This window comes from Carnobacterium divergens DSM 20623, assembly GCF_000744255.1.
Lineage (GTDB): Bacteria > Bacillota > Bacilli > Lactobacillales > Carnobacteriaceae > Carnobacterium > Carnobacterium divergens.
Genome location: NZ_JQLO01000001.1, coordinates 1,809,597 through 1,824,772, shown reverse-complemented (window position 1 = coordinate 1,824,772; position 15,176 = coordinate 1,809,597). Strand labels below are relative to the sequence as shown.

Sequence of the window (15,176 nt, the reverse complement as noted above, 5' to 3'; positions counted from 1 at the left end):
ACATATACAATACCAACATTGTTTAAATCAGAAGGTGATAATATCATTCTAAAATATTCTTTTTCAATTTCGCAGTAGAATATCGGTTGTATATATATCGAAATTGGTTAAAATTATATTAAAAATCAAATTTAAATTCTTTCTCTTCCTAAAAAATATAAAATAACAAATATGATTAAAAATGGTACGATTGTTACTTAATAGTACATTTATACGAGTATTCTGAATATAATATCTATAGTAATTTAATTGAAAAATAAAGGGGGATCTTATATGGCAGGTATTCAAAGCAACTTTGATACAGCATCACAAGTGGCTACAACAATGGGACATGCAGCAGATAGTTTAATGAGTGCAACAAGTAAATCCATAACAACAGCAGATCAGACAAATTTAACTGCTAATCTGCAGACGAAAAATTGTAATCAACAAATTTTATCAATGGCATCGAATTATGCACAATTATTTAATCGAGATGTAGCACATGTTCAGTCTGTGGCAAAAGAGTTCCAACGGGTTGATGAGGAATTGAAGGCGGGATTGGCTGTACCATTGATGAAAGATCCGATTAAAGACTTAAATACTTATGTAAATTCAAAAAAATAAAATAGGGGCGGGGATTTTTTGAGTTCATCTACAGACACTAAATTAGATGCTATCAATCAAAAGATTAGATATATTCAAGAGGATTTGGATGATAATAGGCGGAAATTATCAAAACAAGAACAAATTGAACAAGAATCACAAATTATTTTTTCAAAAAGTAAGGAGCTTTTTGATGAATTCCAATATACATGGAGAAAAGACAATACAATGAGTAATTTAATCAATGATTTACAAGATGAAGCTGCTCATTTAAATTATAAAAATGAATTTGACTTAGAAGACAAGAGACAAATTTTGAAGAATGAAAAAAATCAATTAGAAAATAAAGAACAAACTTGTTATGAAGAACGTAAAGCTATAAACTTAGGTGGTGATGATTCTTGGGATTAGAAATGCATCACGGTGAAGTCGATTCACAAAAAAATAGCTCCGTTAGTTTTTATATTGAATTGATACAAGCTATGGAACAGATGAGTTCTTCTATTGATAATTTTTCTAACGCTACTCTTTTAAAGGGAACTGCGTATGATAGTGCGAAAAGTTATTTTTCACAAACACATAAGAATCTAGCACAAGGTTTTGTGTACTTAGCCGAAGAGATGATACGACAAGTAGAAGAGTTCCCTTCTGGTTTCAAATCAAGTGTATCTGGATCAGATGTGATTGAAGATCAGTTAAATGATCAATTAAATAGACTTCGTTCACTTGCAGCTGGAGCAGAAGCATTGAGTAAGGCATTGCCTTTAATGAATCCTTTGGTCAGTCTTTACGAAGCCATGGAAAAATCCATACAAGAAAAAATTACAAAATTACATGACTATAATCAAACCTCAAGTAGTTCATTTGAAACAGCTATTCAAATGATCGATAATTTAACTAACGGTTTAGCAGATATTGGAAATGATAAAGGTTGGGATTCATCTTCTGGAAGTTTCAATCTCACTGGTTTAAAAATGGATTGGGTTCAACCTATTAAAGATATTGAGTCTAAAAAAAGAGAGAAAGAACAAAAAGAGCCTGATACAACGGGAAGAAAATATATATTCTTAGAAATTGCTCCAGGTGTTAGAATGTGGGTATGGTCATCAGATGGGCGCACAGCTAATCAATCTGATTTGATATTCACCGAAAGACATAATGCTTGGAAAGTAAAATATGCAATTAAACAAGAGATGGAGAGAGAGCCTTCGATTGAAGAACTGATAATGGAAAATTATACTTATCACTTCAAACGATTCAAAACTGGAAAAGATGAGAACGGTAGAGAGTTAACTACTTTAGAAAAAATTCAAAGTGGTTCGGTAATTTTAAGCGGTATTGCTTCGTTGGCAAGTATCGGTTATTGGGGAAATAAAGTTGGAGCATCATCTACACCTAAAACGCCAAAAGGAAAAACGCTACCTAAGACGAAACATCCCGTAACTAAGAAAGCCAGTGGGGCTAAACTTAACAAACTAACACCTAATGAAATTAATAATATGTCGTTAGATGAATTAAGGAATAGTATCCCTGATGATTGGCAAATTTTTGAAAATAATGGTCGGGTTCATATAAAAGATGCAAATGGTAATTTTAGGGTTAAAATTGACCCGCCTGACAAAGTTACTCAGTATAAACACATGCACATATATGATAGTGATTATAACCCATTGGATATAAATGGAAATATTGTTGGTAGGAAAAGTTCAGATGCTCATATTCCTTGGGCAGATAAATAAAATTTGGAGGTAAATAATGAATATTGAACTATTGGAAAAAGAAATAGAAAAGACAGAGTATTGGGATATGCGTATCTGGGATGTACAAACAGAATATTTCGGAGATGAAGTTCATATATTTATAGAAAATGATATAAAAACGTGTTGGAAAATCAGTTTTCTTTCTTGTTACAAAGTCAACTATGAAACAGATGCAAATTGGCGTGGAGACTTTAAAGTGAAAAATATGAGAGGCGGGCAATTAGGATATGATGGTCAAGATATTTCTATAAAAAAACATGAAGTAAATGATAGTTTTTTACATTGTAAACTTGATTTATCAATTATGTCCATGGAAATCATCTGTAAAGATATCTCTGTTGAAGAAATAGATATGGAAGATGTTTCATTTTTCTGGCAAAATAAGTAAGATATGGAATAAACAGATTCTGTATCTTAGGATAGCTAAGTTACTAATAACTAGTATGACATTGTATCTTTGCACTTTGCCTGCTATTTTGTTAGATTCTGAGGATGAAGTAAAAAAGGTTTGAAAGAACAAATTTAAATGCTAAAGCAAACGGTGGGCATGTTATGCTAAAAAGGCTCGAGGAACAAGTCAAGGTACTAGCTATTTCGTGAGTTCCTCGGGCACTATCAAAAAACACATGCCCAATAAAGAAAGTCAATAGCGACGTTAGGAGAGCCTAGCGGTCTATTGACTTTCTTTATAGTGTTTTATGGATTAGAAGAGTCATTTTTCTCGTTTTCTTCTGTTTCTTTTAGAAATTGTTATATGAGAAGTACTTTCATATTTCTTACTTTACACTAAATAATGAATCTTAGTGATTAGTGAGTAACCCCTTAGCATCAGAAATTTCGGGATTTTTTCAATCGTTAAAAAAAAATAAAGCAACTATCCAAAAGAAAGAATTTGAGTTATACTATTACTACTATTATGTAAAAAGTGAGGAAACTAAAAAATGGTTAAAAATAAACAGCAAAAAAGTACCAAAAATAAGGTAATCAATATTTTAGCAGGTTTGCTACTGATTATTGGTTTACTTTTAATATTTAGTAACCCAATAAAATACTGGATCATCGGTCAAATGTCTAATAAAAATGCGGTCTCTAATGTATCAGCAGCAAGCATTGAAAAAAACAATCAAACCAAAGGTGAATTTGATTTTGATAAAGTAGTAGATTTAGATTTAGAAACAATCGCTAAAGCAAGACTATATCAAGATAAAATGGCTGTTGTAGGTGGAATTGCGATTCCAGGTGTAAAAATTAACTTACCGATTATTAAGGGCGTTTCGAACTATAATTTAGCAGTTGGCGCGGGTACAATGAAAGAAAATCAAGTAATGGGTGAGGGGAATTATGCCTTAGCTGGACATAATATGATCGATAAAGATTTACTATTTAGTCCATTATACAAATTAAAAATGGATGATGAGATTTATTTAACAGATTTAACAGATGTCTATGTGTATAAAACGTCATTTATTGAAACAGTCAATCCAGACCGTGTTGATTTAATTGATGATGTTGAAGGCAAAACTTTATTGACGTTAGTTACATGTAATCCAGATGGCTCAAAACGTTTAGTTGTGCAAGGTGAATTTGTCAAAAAAGTACCTATAAAAAAAGCAACAAAAGAAATGAAAAAAGCATTTGATATTGAAAAAAATGTGACTAAATAAAAAAACAAGCAAGGCGCCCAACAAAGGCGTTTTGCTTGTTTTTTTAGTTCTCGTTCAATTCTTTTAAAATAGCAACTAAAGTAGACGAGTTTTTTTGAGTCTCAAGACTTAAAAAAATAGAGACTAAGTTATTTACAGATTCGGGTAATTTTGAATGAAAATAGAAAACTTGAGTTTCAAATGCTTGAAGAGAAGCGGCAACAAGCGGTGGTTGGTCGGATTTGGCAAGATAAGCAAGCCAGTTAAAATACCATTCTTTATGAGTGGTTGTTTCAAAGCGAGTTAACAATTCTTCAATTTCAAAATTTTCTCCAATCAAAAAAATATGATTAGCCTCAATTAAAGAGAGTTCTTTTGCATCATTTAAAGTAAAAGAATCTTTACGCAACAAAACCAAAAATTCTTCAAATGAATCGGCTAAGTATAGCCATTGATCCGTATCTGTATCAATATAACGAATTTTAGGTTCCCCATTTGCATTTAAAATGGAATAATCAAAACCAAAAAATTGTTCATTTTGATAACTAAAAACAATAAAATAATCAGGTAAATGAAAAGCTTCATGAAGTTCTTTTTGCTCAAGAATACTAGGTGCCCCTTCTTTTTGGATACCTAAAATAGTATGAATTGCTACCATATCAAGTCCGTCACGAGTCGGTTCGCTGGTTGGTAGAGCATTTTTAGTTAAGTACCCTCCATTTTGTTCTTCCAATAAATGCAGATAAGCTTTTGGTAGGTCTTTTATAGTGTAATGGTTGAAAAATGGAGTAGGTGAGACTGAATAGTTAGTAGTTGGGAAAAAAGGCGTTTCAATAAAATACATAAGCTCATCCTTTCGTTAAAATACTCAGTTTATCATAGCATTGAAGCTGCCTAAAAGACAAGATTCTTTAAATGCTATTTATTGTATTTCATCTATTGAAAAGTTATAATTAAAGGAACAGAAGCTTTCTTGTCGGAATGAATGGACAAAAGAGTCGTTTTACTTTATAATGATTATAAAATAAGAATTTATTTAAAAAACAATTGGAGGATGAAAAAACATGCAAAAAACGAATATTGATGTCAAAGCTATTTTAAACAAACAGGTAGCCAATCACGGAGTTTTATATACAAAGTTCCATCAACATCATTGGTACGTACAAGGAGCTAGTTTTTATACACTTCATGAAAAATTTGAAGAATTATTTAACAGCATTGCAGCAAATAGCGATGAAATTGCAGAACGTTTAATTGCAATTGGAGGCGCACCTTACTCAACATTATCCGAATACCTAGAACATGCATCAATCGAAGAAAAACCTTACACTAAAAAAATCAGTGCCAACGACATGGTGGCTTCAGTCGTTCATGATTATCGTATTATTCGCGATGAAATCAGCGAAGGTATAGAGTTGACTGGGGAAGCTGGAGATGATTCAACACAAGATATGTTGATTGCCTACAAAACTGAAATTGAAAAAAACATTTGGATGTTACAAGCCTTCTTAGATCAATCACCGTTAGAAGGAGAGTAAGGATCTTGAGAATTGTAGGTTTTGCTAAAAACCTACAATTTTTTTACGATTTGGTTAAGAAAACTTAACGGAAACTTTGCTTTCCTTTTAGAGAATTCTTTGTTATATTTAAACTATAAAAACACGAGGGAGCGATTTGGTATGGGATTAATTATTGCAATTGTTATTATCGTATTACTAGTACTAGTCTATATTAGTTTATATAATGGTCTAGTCAAAGCAAGAATGTGGGTTAAAGAAGCATGGAGCCAAATCGACGTTCAATTAAAACGCCGTAACGATTTAATCCCGAATTTAGTAGAAACAGTCAAAGGTTATGCAAGCCATGAAAAAGAAACCCTGGCTAAAGTAGTTGAAATGCGTAATCAATTAACACAAGTTCCAGCAGATAACCACGAAGAAACAATGAAAGTTTCAAATCAATTAAGCGATTCATTAAAAACAATATTTGCCTTAAGCGAAAGTTATCCTGACTTAAAAGCAAATCAAAACTTTATCCAATTACAAGAAGAATTGACAACAACTGAAAATAAAATTGCCTATGCGCGCCAATTGTATAATTCAAGTGTAGCGACATACAACATTAAACTTCAATCATTTCCAAGTAACATTGTTGCTAAAGCACATCACTTTACAGAAGAAGCGATGTTAGAAACGCCAACAGAAGAAAAAGTTGTTCCAAAAGTATCCTTCTAATTGAACAAAAGGTCTATCTTTCGACGAAGGTAGACCTTTTATCAAATAAAAGGATAGTGACCCTTAGTGGTTAAAGTCAGGGGAAACTCCTTTCTTTTTCGCAAGGGTTTTTTCTTATCATAAAAATAGTTGTATAGAAAAGAGGGATTTTTGTGTTACATCAACAAATTGAGCAAAATAAACGGAAGACCGTGCTTGTCATGTTTGCATTTTTTCTTTTAATTTTGCTAATTGGTGCAGCCGTGGGATATGCAAATTTCAATAGTATTACAACTGGAATTATTATGGCGGCAATTATTGCCGCAATTTACATGGGAATCATGGTTTTAAATTCAACTAAAGTTGTAATGGGATTGAATAAAGGTAAGGAAATAACTAGTAAAGAGCAATACCCGATGTTGTGGAATGTAGTAGAAGAGCTGTCTTTAATTGCAAAAATTCCGATGCCGAAAATTTATATCATCGATGATCCAAGCCCAAATGCTTTTGCAGCAGGAAATTCTCCCGAAACGGCATCAGTGGCAGCGACGACTGGTATTTTAGAGAAGTTGAACCGAGAAGAATTAGAGGGCGTCATGGCACACGAAGTTTCACATATCCGAAACTATGATATTCGTTTATCGACTATTGCACTAGCGTTAACAGCAGCTATTGCACTATTGGCTAATATTGGGACAAGAATGATGTGGTTTGGTGGAGGGCGACGTAGCAGCAATAGCAAAAATGACAATGGAAGCTCTGCAATTATGTTGGTTATTTCAATTATTTTGATGATTCTAGCTCCTTTAGCTGCAACCTTAGTTCAGCTTGCTCTTTCTCGTAATCGCGAATATCTAGCAGATGCGTCTGCAGTCGAATTAACAAGAAATCCTCAAGGGTTAATTTCTGCATTAAATAAAATTTCTCAAAGTGAACCTATGAAATCAGCAGACCCAAGTAGCGCAGCTTTATATATTGAAAATCCATTAAAAAAAGAAACCAAAGATTCCTTATTTTCAACGCACCCAGCTACTGAAAAAAGAATTGCACGATTAGAAGCGATGTAAATCCATTTTGTAATCTGATTGACGCAATCCTTGTGTTTCGAATTCAAATTGTAATAGTCTTATCATGGTTTTGATACAGATTAGTTTCTTGTTTAGTAGTACAATGTTATTTATAAGACAAAAATCGAATAGGAGGGGTAAATCATATCATGGCTTCAGAATATATATACGTACATTTAGATAGTGTTACGAACCATGTGTTGAGTAAGGGCATTACGGTGGTTGACTTTCAGCAAACGCTAAAAAAAATACCTAACAACATTCTCCTCCTAAATACTGAAAAAGGAATTGGAGAATACGAAACTCATACAGGATTTCGTATCGTTCGTGACCGTGAAAATGTACGTCGGTTTTTAGAAGAAGCTGGTCGTTCAGAAATTAAGTACAAATGGGTAGATTTTGAAAATTTAGAATTATTACGTCAACTAACGCCTGTTGAAATTTCAGAGCTTCTTTATATTGCGCATGCACATACTCACCTACATTCTCCATTTTATTATAAGTTACAAAACAACTACATTTATTTGACGTTGTCAGATGGCATGAATAAAGTTTATTATCGTTATTTAGATCAATTTTACAATTTGCTTGGAAAAAGTATTAGGGAAGCATTAGAATCTAAAATTAACGAAAAACGAAATTTTTTCCAAAAAAGCAAAGTCATTGAAAAACTGCCCTTAGAAACAATCAAAGAAATTGTACCCTACCTAAAAGAAGGAGTGCTTCTTTCTTTAAAACATGTTACAATAGAAGAGAATTGTTACTGTATCCCAATTTATCTTTTAGAAGATCGTTTACGAGCAATTAATACAAATGGTTTTTCTGGAAAAGACCTAGTTGGAATGATTTGTTACAATCAAGATACAGGCAGTTGGACGGTTGAAGAAAAACTACCATTACTATCAAGTATTTAATTAAATATAGAAATGTTTTAGAGAATTTCGGCCTTAGAATGTGCCATGCATTCTAGGGCTTTTTTTCTTTTTATTTTAGAAAGGATAGATTATAGATGTATTTGAAAAAAATCCCAACCGGAGATGGCTGAATTACACAAGTAAGAAAAAATGAAACGAATAGAAAAGAAATGGGGAAATGAAAAATGGAATGGATCTATTTATTAATTGCAGGAGTATTGGAAATTGTATGGGCTTATTTCTTAAATGAATCAAACGGTTTTACAATTCTGCTTCCAAGCATAATTGCAATTGTGTTTATTATTATTAGCTTTGGAGCATTAGAAAAAGCGATGAGAAAACTAGGTATAGGTGTTGCCTATGCAGTATTTACAGGAATTGGAACAGCAGGAACAGCTTTAATGGGCATGCTTTGGTTAGGTGAAAATGTGAGTTTTTGGAAAATTATTTCATTATTAATTTTATTGGGTGGTATCTTAGGGCTGAAAATGACTGAGGATGGTGAAGAGAAATGAGTATTTTATATTTAATGATTGCAGGAGCATGTGAACTTGGTTTTATTATTTTTTTAAAAAAATCTGATGGTTTTAAAAAGAAAAAAGAAGGGATCATTTCTGTTGTGATTATGGGACTGGGACTGTATTTGCTCTCATTAGCGACTCGAACCATTCCAATCGGTGTGGCCTACGCAATTTGGACAGGAATTGGCGCCTCTTCAACAGTTTTGTGGGGAATGTTTTTTCTTGGTGAAAATCGAAGCTGGAAAAAATTCTTATTTGTAGGCATGATTATAATTGGAGTAATCGGCTTAAAATTAACGTCACATTAGAAAGTGAAATTTGAGAATCTTAAGTGAAACTTAGAGTTTAATGAGACATTTTATTATTTCAAGGATAACGAAAGTATGATACAATACCTTTGAATTAAAGTAAAAAATAACAAAAAAAATAAACTTTGAGTAACACTTGGAGGAACGAATAAGATGAAAATCTTTCTAATTTATGGCGGTAAAAGTGCAGAACACGATGTCTCAATTTTAACAGCCTTTTCAATCACTAAAGAAATTTATTATAAATATTATGACGTTGAACCAATCTACATTACAAAATCAGGAAAATGGTTACAAGGAATGACCTTAGAATCTCCTGTTATCAATGCTGATGCATTGAAATTTGAAGAAGCCGATGAAGCGGTTTTAGCCATCAAGGAAGGAGCGATTTCGACAGGTGTTGAAATCAGCCCGACAAGTATCAAACAAGAAGACGCGGTTATTTTCCCAGTCTTACACGGACCAAATGGAGAAGACGGTACAATTCAAGGGTTATTTGAAGTTATTGGTATGCCTTATGTAGGTGCCGGAGTGTTAGCAAGTGCGTGTGGAATGGATAAAATTATCAGCAAATATCTTTTTCAACAAGCAGGTCTTCCCCAAGTACCATATGTTCCAGTCTTAAAAAATAACTGGTCAACAGATGCTGAAAAAGTCTTTATGCAATGCGAAGGGACACTTTTATATCCAATGTTTGTAAAGCCTGCAAATATGGGATCAAGCGTAGGAATTAGCAAAGCTGAAAATCGAGAAGAATTAATTGAAGCTATTGAAGAAGCCTTAAAATATGATCGTCGCATTGTTGTAGAACAAGGTATTGAAGCAAGAGAGCTCGAAGTAGCGGTACTTGGAAATTCAGATATTCATACTTCTGTTCCCGGTGAAATTGTAAAAACCGTTGATTTTTATGACTACGATTCTAAATACATCAACAATGAAGTGACATTACAGATTCCTGCAAAAGTAACGGAAGATGTGTCAATTCAATTAAGAGAATACGCAGCGAGAGCTTTCCAAACATTAGACGGAAGTGGCTTAAGCCGCTGTGATTTCTTTTTAACAAGCAATGATGAAATTTTTATCAATGAGGTCAACACGATGCCTGGTTTTACTCAATTTAGCATGTATCCATTATTATGGGAAAATACAGGCTTAGGCTACGGCGATTTAGTGGAAGAATTGATCCAATTAGCTTTAAGAAGATTTGAAGAAAGACAAGCTTTTCAATATTCAGAAGAAAGCTAATTTGTTGTGAAATGTCAGAAAAGCTGAACGCGTTTGTGTTCAGCTTTTCGATTATAATAAACGGTAAAATCGCTCTATACGATTTTAAACTGGAGGATAAAGAATGAATTTAACACTTAAAGAGGTTGCCAAAGCAGTAGGAGCGGTAAATAATATCCGCCAATGGGAAGAACTTGAAATTAATAATGTACAATTTGACACACGAAAATCAACTGAAGGTTCTCTATTTGTCCCATTAAAAGGGACGAATGATGGGCATGATTTTATTGACAATGCAATAGAAAATGGTGCGGTGGCTTCCTTTTGGAGTGCTCCATTAGATCAAGCCCCAAGCGGATTTCCTGTTTTACAAGTTAAAGATACACTAATAGCCTTGCAACAGCTTGCAAAATATTATCTTGAAAAAATTAATCCAAAAGTAGTTGGAATAACTGGGAGTAATGGTAAAACAACTACAAAAGATATGACCGAGGCAGTCTTAAAGGCGCGTTATAGAGTTCATAAAACACAAGGGAATTTTAATAATCATATTGGTTTACCAATTACGATTTTAGAAATGCCGTCAGATACCGAAGTAGTCATTTTAGAGATGGGTATGAATCATGCAGGAGAAATTGAACTGTTGTCAAATTTAGCACAGCCAGACATTGCTGTTATCACAATGATTGGCGAATCACATATTGAATACCTAGGTTCAAGAGCAGGAATTGCAGATGCTAAAATGGAAATTACTGCGGGATTAAAAGAAACAGGCGCTCTTATTTTCCCAGGTGAAGAACCTTTACTAGTAGAAAAAACAGCTAAATTAAAACCTGCACAGCTTGCAACGTTTGGAATGTCAGAAATAAATGACCTGTATCCAGTAAATGTCCAAACAGGAATGATGGAAACATCCTTTGAAACAAACGTAGCGCCATTAACTGAATGCTCTATCCCTGTTCTGGGAACCTACAATGTGAGCAACGCATTAGCAGCACTAACAGTTGGCTTGAAATTGGAAATTACAATTCAAGAAGCTGCACCATTTCTTGCAAAATTTAACTTAACAAAAAATAGAACAGAATGGGTAAAAGGAATTCACAACAGCATGATTTTAAATGATGCGTACAATGCAAATCCAACAGCGATGAACGCTGTATTAGACAATTTTAGTGAATTAAAAAATGAAGGGAAAAAAATTGCTGTACTAGGAGACATGTTGGAATTAGGCTCTCTATCCAAAGAAATGCATGAAAGTGTTGCAGAACATCTAAACCCTCAAAAAATAGATGAAGTTTATTTGTATGGCGAGGAAATGGCTGTTCTCTTTGATAAGTTACTACTTATTTTCCCTCAAGAGAGAGTTCACCACTACACTAAGGATAAAGAGCAATTGATTGCTGAATTAACGGAAATAATCCAACCACAGGATCACATTTTAGTTAAATCTAGCTTTGGTACAAATTTATTAGCAGTCGTTACAGCGATTCAATCAGTTTAACGAATCAGACTTCGGACGGAGTGCAACAAGCCGAACTTTCTGTTATACTATTAGGTATAATAAATTAGATTTAAAGGGGTAGATACAATGCAAAATCAAAGAAGAGAAGTAGCCACAGAAGGAATGTCACGTTTCTTTGCTACTGTTTATGGATATATGACGCTAGGTTTAGCACTTTCTGGCGTAACTGCTTTTTACGCATCACAAAGTCCAATCATTATGAAATTTGTTTATGGCAGTCCATTTGGCTTGATTGCCTTAGTTATTTTAGAATTATTTTTAGTCTTTAAACTAGCTTCTAATGGGAAAAAATTGCGCTCAGTAGGCTCTTCCATAGTTGGTTTTATTGCATTTTCAATTGTTAATGGGGTCTTGCTATCTTCAATCTTCCTTGTTTACAATTTGGGAAGTATTGCTTCTGCATTTATGATTACAGCTGGAACATTTGCTGGTATGAGCTTTGTGGGATTTGTAACTAAAAAAGATATGAGCTCGTTTGGTGGACAATTACGAGGTGCGTTAATTGGTTTAATCATTGCAACAGTTGTTAATGGCTTTATTTTGAAAAGCGGACCAGCAGATTTCGTGCTATCAATTATCACCGTTTTAATCTTTATCGGATTTACAGCATATGATACACAAAAATTAAAACAAATTTACATGCACTACCAAGATCAAGAAACACTTGGGTCAATTGCTATTAGTGGCGCATTAAGTTTATATTTAGATTTTATCAATATTTTCTTGAGCATTTTAAGAATTTTTGGTGGAAGAGACTAAAAGAAGGGCTATTAATAGCCTTTCTTTTTTTATTTATAACAAAAAAAGAAAAAATCTTATCGTATTTTGGGTGTCTTGAATAAAAAGAGAAAACGTGTTCATGAAAACAATAGTGTAATTTGATTGAAAATTAGAATGAAACATGGTAACATTGCTTAGATAACAGAAAATGAAACCATTGAGGGTTTTGTGAATAGATACGCGAGAAAACGAAACTTGGAGAAACAAACCCAAGTTTTTATATGAAATGAAGGGCCTGGTGCATGACGAATTCGTCAATCAGACACCGGGTTTTTATATGGACTGACAGCAGAAGGTTTTTTTATTGCCTGTATTTCGCAAAAATCTCTCTTTAAGGTTTTGTAAATGGGAGGAAATATATTGAAATTTTCAGAATTAGGATTATCACCAGAATTACTACAATCCGTAGAACGCTTAGGCTTTGAGGAAGCAACACCAATTCAAGATCAAACAATTCCACTAGCTTTAGAAGGAAAAGATGTAATTGGTCAAGCACAAACAGGTACAGGTAAAACAGCAGCATTTGGGTTACCAATGCTACAAAAAATCGACATTACCAATCGTACTGTCCAAGGTTTAGTTATTGCGCCAACACGTGAATTAGCAATTCAAACACAAGAAGAATTGTTCCGTTTAAGCCGTGATAAAAAAGTTCGCGTACAAGTAGTTTATGGTGGCGCTGATATCAGCCGTCAAATCCGTGCTTTAAAAGACCAACCACATATCGTTGTTGGTACACCAGGTCGTTTACTTGACCATATCAACCGTCGCACTTTAAAATTAGATCACGTTGAAACATTAGTATTGGATGAAGCGGATGAAATGTTAAACATGGGATTCTTAGAAGATATTGAAAAAATCATCAAAGAAGTACCATCAATTCGCCAAACATTATTATTCTCAGCAACTATGCCAGATGCTATCAAACGTATCGGTGTTAAATTCATGAAAGAACCAGAACATGTTAAAATCAAAGCAACTGAAATGACTGCTAATCTGATTGATCAATATTTCGTACGTTGTAAAGACTTCGAAAAATTTGATATCATGACTCGTTTATTAGATGTTCAAACACCTGAATTAACGATTGTATTTGGACGTACAAAACGTCGTGTAGATGAATTATCAAAAGGATTAGAAATGCGTGGTTACCGTGCAGAAGGAATCCATGGAGATTTGTCTCAACAAAAACGTATGAGTGTTTTAAAAGCATTTAAAAAAGGCGATTTAGATATCTTAGTTGCAACAGATGTAGCTGCTCGTGGATTAGATATTTCAGGAGTAACACATGTTTACAACTATGACATTCCACAAGATCCAGAAAGTTATGTTCACCGTATCGGTCGTACAGGACGTGCTGGTAAAGAAGGTATGTCAGTAACTTTCATTACACCAAATGAAATGGGCTACCTACGAGTAATCGAAGAATTGACGAAGAAGAAAATGACTGCATTACGTCCACCAACAAATGATGAAGCTTTCGAAGGCCAAATCAAAGCAGCAATGGAAACAGTAGGCGAAGTTATTAATTCTAATGAATTAGAACGCTATGAAAAAGCAGCAGCACAGTTGTTAGAAGACTATGATGCAACGGATCTGGCAGCAGCATTCTTGAAGAGCATTTCAAAAGATGCAAGCGAAGTTCCAGTTAAAATCACTCCAGAGCGTCCACTTCCAAACCGTAAAGGTGGCGGAGGCGGTGGTGGTAACCGTAGTGGCGGCGGTGGTCGTAGCAAAGGTGGATCATCATACCGTGGCGGCGAACGTCGTGGAAATGGCGGAGGAAACCGCTCAGGTAAAGATAATCGTCGTAGTGGCGGCGGAGCTAGCTCTAATGGAAATTGGAGTAAAGACAGCAAACGTAGTAGCAGTAACGGAAGTGGCGAAGCTCGTAAGAGTGTTGGCAACCGTGGTAAAGCAACAGATAACCGTCGCAATGGTGGCGGAGATCGTAACTTTACTATCCGTAATAAAGATTAATCTTTCAAGAAGGGACTTCTATATTAATAGAAGTTCCTTCTTTTTTTGATAGAAATTAGAGGGCAGTAACTGTTAAAAAAATCCAAATATAAAGAAAAAATAAAAAAATAAGATAACAACTTATAAATAATAATGTTTAACAGAATAATAGTGGTTAAAAGGTGACAAAAGTATTTTTTTTTGATAAAATTACTGCTAGTAACACTTATTAAAGGTTTGCGAACTTTTACCGCTTCTTAATCAATGGTAAGTAAGCCAATTAGAAATGATACATAAAAGAGGGATTCTAAATGATTATTGGCATTGGTTTAGATTTAACTGAAATTCCACGAATTGTTAAGGCATATGAAAAACAGGCTAGTTTTCCAATGAAAGTATTGACAGAAAATGAACAACAAGTATTCAATCAGTTGAACGGAAAACGGAAAATGGAATTTCTAGCGGGAAGATTTGCTGCCAAAGAGGCCTTTTCAAAAGCTTTGGGAACGGGAATTGGAAAAGTAGGTTTTTTGGATATTGAAGTATTAAACGATGAAAAAGGAAAACCGTATATTGCTAAAGCGCCTTTTATAGGTAATACTTTTATCTCCATTACGCATACAGATACAATTGCTGCGGCTCAAGTAATCTTGGAAAATACCTAATATTTTGCTACAAAA

At 33.9% G+C, this 15,176-nt stretch carries 17 protein-coding genes; 16 read left to right on the top strand and 1 reads right to left on the bottom strand.

Features of this window, described 5'->3' with window-relative positions:
* The first annotated feature begins 273 nt into the window (after positions 1 to 273).
* The 5 genes from BR52_RS08850 (at position 274) to BR52_RS08830 (ending at position 4,009) form a co-directional block, all read left to right on the top strand.
* Complete coding sequence (locus tag BR52_RS08850) at positions 274 to 606, top strand: TIGR04197 family type VII secretion effector (RefSeq protein WP_051915684.1); 333 nt, start codon at positions 274 to 276, stop codon at positions 604 to 606.
* Positions 607 to 624: 18 nt separating this feature from the next.
* Positions 625 to 996 (top strand): DUF3958 family protein, encoded by a 372-nt coding sequence (locus BR52_RS08845; RefSeq protein WP_034571630.1) that lies wholly within the window; start codon positions 625 to 627, stop codon positions 994 to 996.
* Positions 987 to 2,324 (top strand): T7SS effector LXG polymorphic toxin, encoded by a 1,338-nt coding sequence (locus tag BR52_RS12605; protein ID WP_051915683.1) that lies wholly within the window; start codon positions 987 to 989, stop codon positions 2,322 to 2,324. The genes BR52_RS08845 and BR52_RS12605 overlap by 10 nt, the downstream gene beginning before the upstream one ends.
* 16 nt (positions 2,325 to 2,340) lie before the next feature.
* On the top strand, positions 2,341 to 2,733 hold the full coding sequence (locus BR52_RS08835; protein WP_034571627.1) for a PIM7 family immunity protein: 393 nt from the start codon (positions 2,341 to 2,343) through the stop codon (positions 2,731 to 2,733).
* A 553-nt stretch (positions 2,734 to 3,286) separates the two neighbouring features.
* Positions 3,287 to 4,009, top strand: coding sequence for a class A sortase (locus tag BR52_RS08830; RefSeq protein WP_034571624.1), 723 nt, complete (start codon positions 3,287 to 3,289; stop codon positions 4,007 to 4,009).
* Between the two features lie 43 nt (positions 4,010 to 4,052).
* Here the strand turns inward: BR52_RS08830 and BR52_RS08825 are convergent, their stop codons facing one another.
* On the bottom strand, positions 4,053 to 4,832 hold the full coding sequence (locus BR52_RS08825) for an SMI1/KNR4 family protein (RefSeq protein ID WP_034571620.1): 780 nt from the start codon (positions 4,830 to 4,832) through the stop codon (positions 4,053 to 4,055).
* Between the two features lie 220 nt (positions 4,833 to 5,052).
* On the opposite strand from BR52_RS08825, the gene BR52_RS08820 reads away from it, so the two are divergent.
* From BR52_RS08820 to acpS, 11 genes are all read left to right on the top strand, one after another.
* Positions 5,053 to 5,526, top strand: a complete 474-nt coding sequence (locus BR52_RS08820) for a Dps family protein (protein ID WP_034571617.1) — start codon at positions 5,053 to 5,055, stop codon at positions 5,524 to 5,526.
* Positions 5,527 to 5,667: 141 nt separating this feature from the next.
* Positions 5,668 to 6,222 carry a LemA family protein gene (locus BR52_RS08815; protein ID WP_034571614.1) on the top strand — a complete coding sequence of 185 codons (555 nt, stop codon included), beginning with the start codon at positions 5,668 to 5,670 and terminating at the stop codon, positions 6,220 to 6,222.
* A 152-nt stretch (positions 6,223 to 6,374) separates the two neighbouring features.
* Complete coding sequence (gene htpX, locus BR52_RS08810) at positions 6,375 to 7,268, top strand: zinc metalloprotease HtpX (RefSeq protein WP_034571611.1); 894 nt, start codon at positions 6,375 to 6,377, stop codon at positions 7,266 to 7,268.
* A 149-nt stretch (positions 7,269 to 7,417) separates the two neighbouring features.
* Positions 7,418 to 8,182 (top strand): hypothetical protein, encoded by a 765-nt coding sequence (locus BR52_RS08805; RefSeq protein WP_034571608.1) that lies wholly within the window; start codon positions 7,418 to 7,420, stop codon positions 8,180 to 8,182.
* A gap of 185 nt (positions 8,183 to 8,367) precedes the next feature.
* Complete coding sequence (locus BR52_RS08800; protein WP_034571606.1) at positions 8,368 to 8,697, top strand: DMT family transporter; 330 nt, start codon at positions 8,368 to 8,370, stop codon at positions 8,695 to 8,697.
* Complete coding sequence (locus tag BR52_RS08795; protein WP_034571604.1) at positions 8,694 to 9,011, top strand: DMT family transporter; 318 nt, start codon at positions 8,694 to 8,696, stop codon at positions 9,009 to 9,011. The genes BR52_RS08800 and BR52_RS08795 overlap by 4 nt, the downstream gene beginning before the upstream one ends.
* A gap of 153 nt (positions 9,012 to 9,164) precedes the next feature.
* Positions 9,165 to 10,256, top strand: a complete 1,092-nt coding sequence (locus BR52_RS08790; protein WP_034571601.1) for a D-alanine--D-alanine ligase — start codon at positions 9,165 to 9,167, stop codon at positions 10,254 to 10,256.
* Between the two features lie 103 nt (positions 10,257 to 10,359).
* Positions 10,360 to 11,736 (top strand): UDP-N-acetylmuramoyl-tripeptide--D-alanyl-D-alanine ligase, encoded by a 1,377-nt coding sequence (locus BR52_RS08785; protein WP_034571598.1) that lies wholly within the window; start codon positions 10,360 to 10,362, stop codon positions 11,734 to 11,736.
* 87 nt (positions 11,737 to 11,823) lie between these two features.
* A complete protein-coding gene (locus tag BR52_RS08780; protein WP_034571595.1) occupies positions 11,824 to 12,516 on the top strand; it encodes a Bax inhibitor-1/YccA family protein in 693 nt (230 codons plus the stop codon).
* A gap of 381 nt (positions 12,517 to 12,897) precedes the next feature.
* Entirely contained in the window at positions 12,898 to 14,517 is a 1,620-nt protein-coding gene (gene cshA / locus BR52_RS08775) for a degradosome RNA helicase CshA (RefSeq protein ID WP_034571592.1), read from the top strand.
* Between the two features lie 290 nt (positions 14,518 to 14,807).
* Positions 14,808 to 15,161, top strand: coding sequence for a holo-ACP synthase (gene acpS, locus BR52_RS08770; protein WP_034571589.1), 354 nt, complete (start codon positions 14,808 to 14,810; stop codon positions 15,159 to 15,161).
* Positions 15,162 to 15,176 lie beyond the last annotated feature (15 nt).

What these genes read in the sequence shown, in the direction of transcription:
- BR52_RS08850 (WP_051915684.1), top strand. Translation starts at nt 274, where the DNA reads ATGGCAGGTATTCAAAGCAACTTTGATACAGCATCACAAGTGGCTACA.
- BR52_RS08835 (WP_034571627.1), top strand. Translation starts at nt 2,341, where the DNA reads ATGAATATTGAACTATTGGAAAAAGAAATAGAAAAGACAGAGTATTGG.
- BR52_RS08830 (WP_034571624.1), top strand. Translation starts at nt 3,287, where the DNA reads ATGGTTAAAAATAAACAGCAAAAAAGTACCAAAAATAAGGTAATCAAT.
- BR52_RS08825 (WP_034571620.1), bottom strand. Translation starts at nt 4,832, where the DNA reads ATGTATTTTATTGAAACGCCTTTTTTCCCAACTACTAACTATTCAGTC.
- BR52_RS08820 (WP_034571617.1), top strand. Translation starts at nt 5,053, where the DNA reads ATGCAAAAAACGAATATTGATGTCAAAGCTATTTTAAACAAACAGGTA.
- BR52_RS08815 (WP_034571614.1), top strand. Translation starts at nt 5,668, where the DNA reads ATGGGATTAATTATTGCAATTGTTATTATCGTATTACTAGTACTAGTC.
- BR52_RS08805 (WP_034571608.1), top strand. Translation starts at nt 7,418, where the DNA reads ATGGCTTCAGAATATATATACGTACATTTAGATAGTGTTACGAACCAT.
- BR52_RS08800 (WP_034571606.1), top strand. Translation starts at nt 8,368, where the DNA reads ATGGAATGGATCTATTTATTAATTGCAGGAGTATTGGAAATTGTATGG.
- BR52_RS08795 (WP_034571604.1), top strand. Translation starts at nt 8,694, where the DNA reads ATGAGTATTTTATATTTAATGATTGCAGGAGCATGTGAACTTGGTTTT.
- BR52_RS08790 (WP_034571601.1), top strand. Translation starts at nt 9,165, where the DNA reads ATGAAAATCTTTCTAATTTATGGCGGTAAAAGTGCAGAACACGATGTC.
- BR52_RS08785 (WP_034571598.1), top strand. Translation starts at nt 10,360, where the DNA reads ATGAATTTAACACTTAAAGAGGTTGCCAAAGCAGTAGGAGCGGTAAAT.
- BR52_RS08780 (WP_034571595.1), top strand. Translation starts at nt 11,824, where the DNA reads ATGCAAAATCAAAGAAGAGAAGTAGCCACAGAAGGAATGTCACGTTTC.
- acpS (WP_034571589.1), top strand. Translation starts at nt 14,808, where the DNA reads ATGATTATTGGCATTGGTTTAGATTTAACTGAAATTCCACGAATTGTT.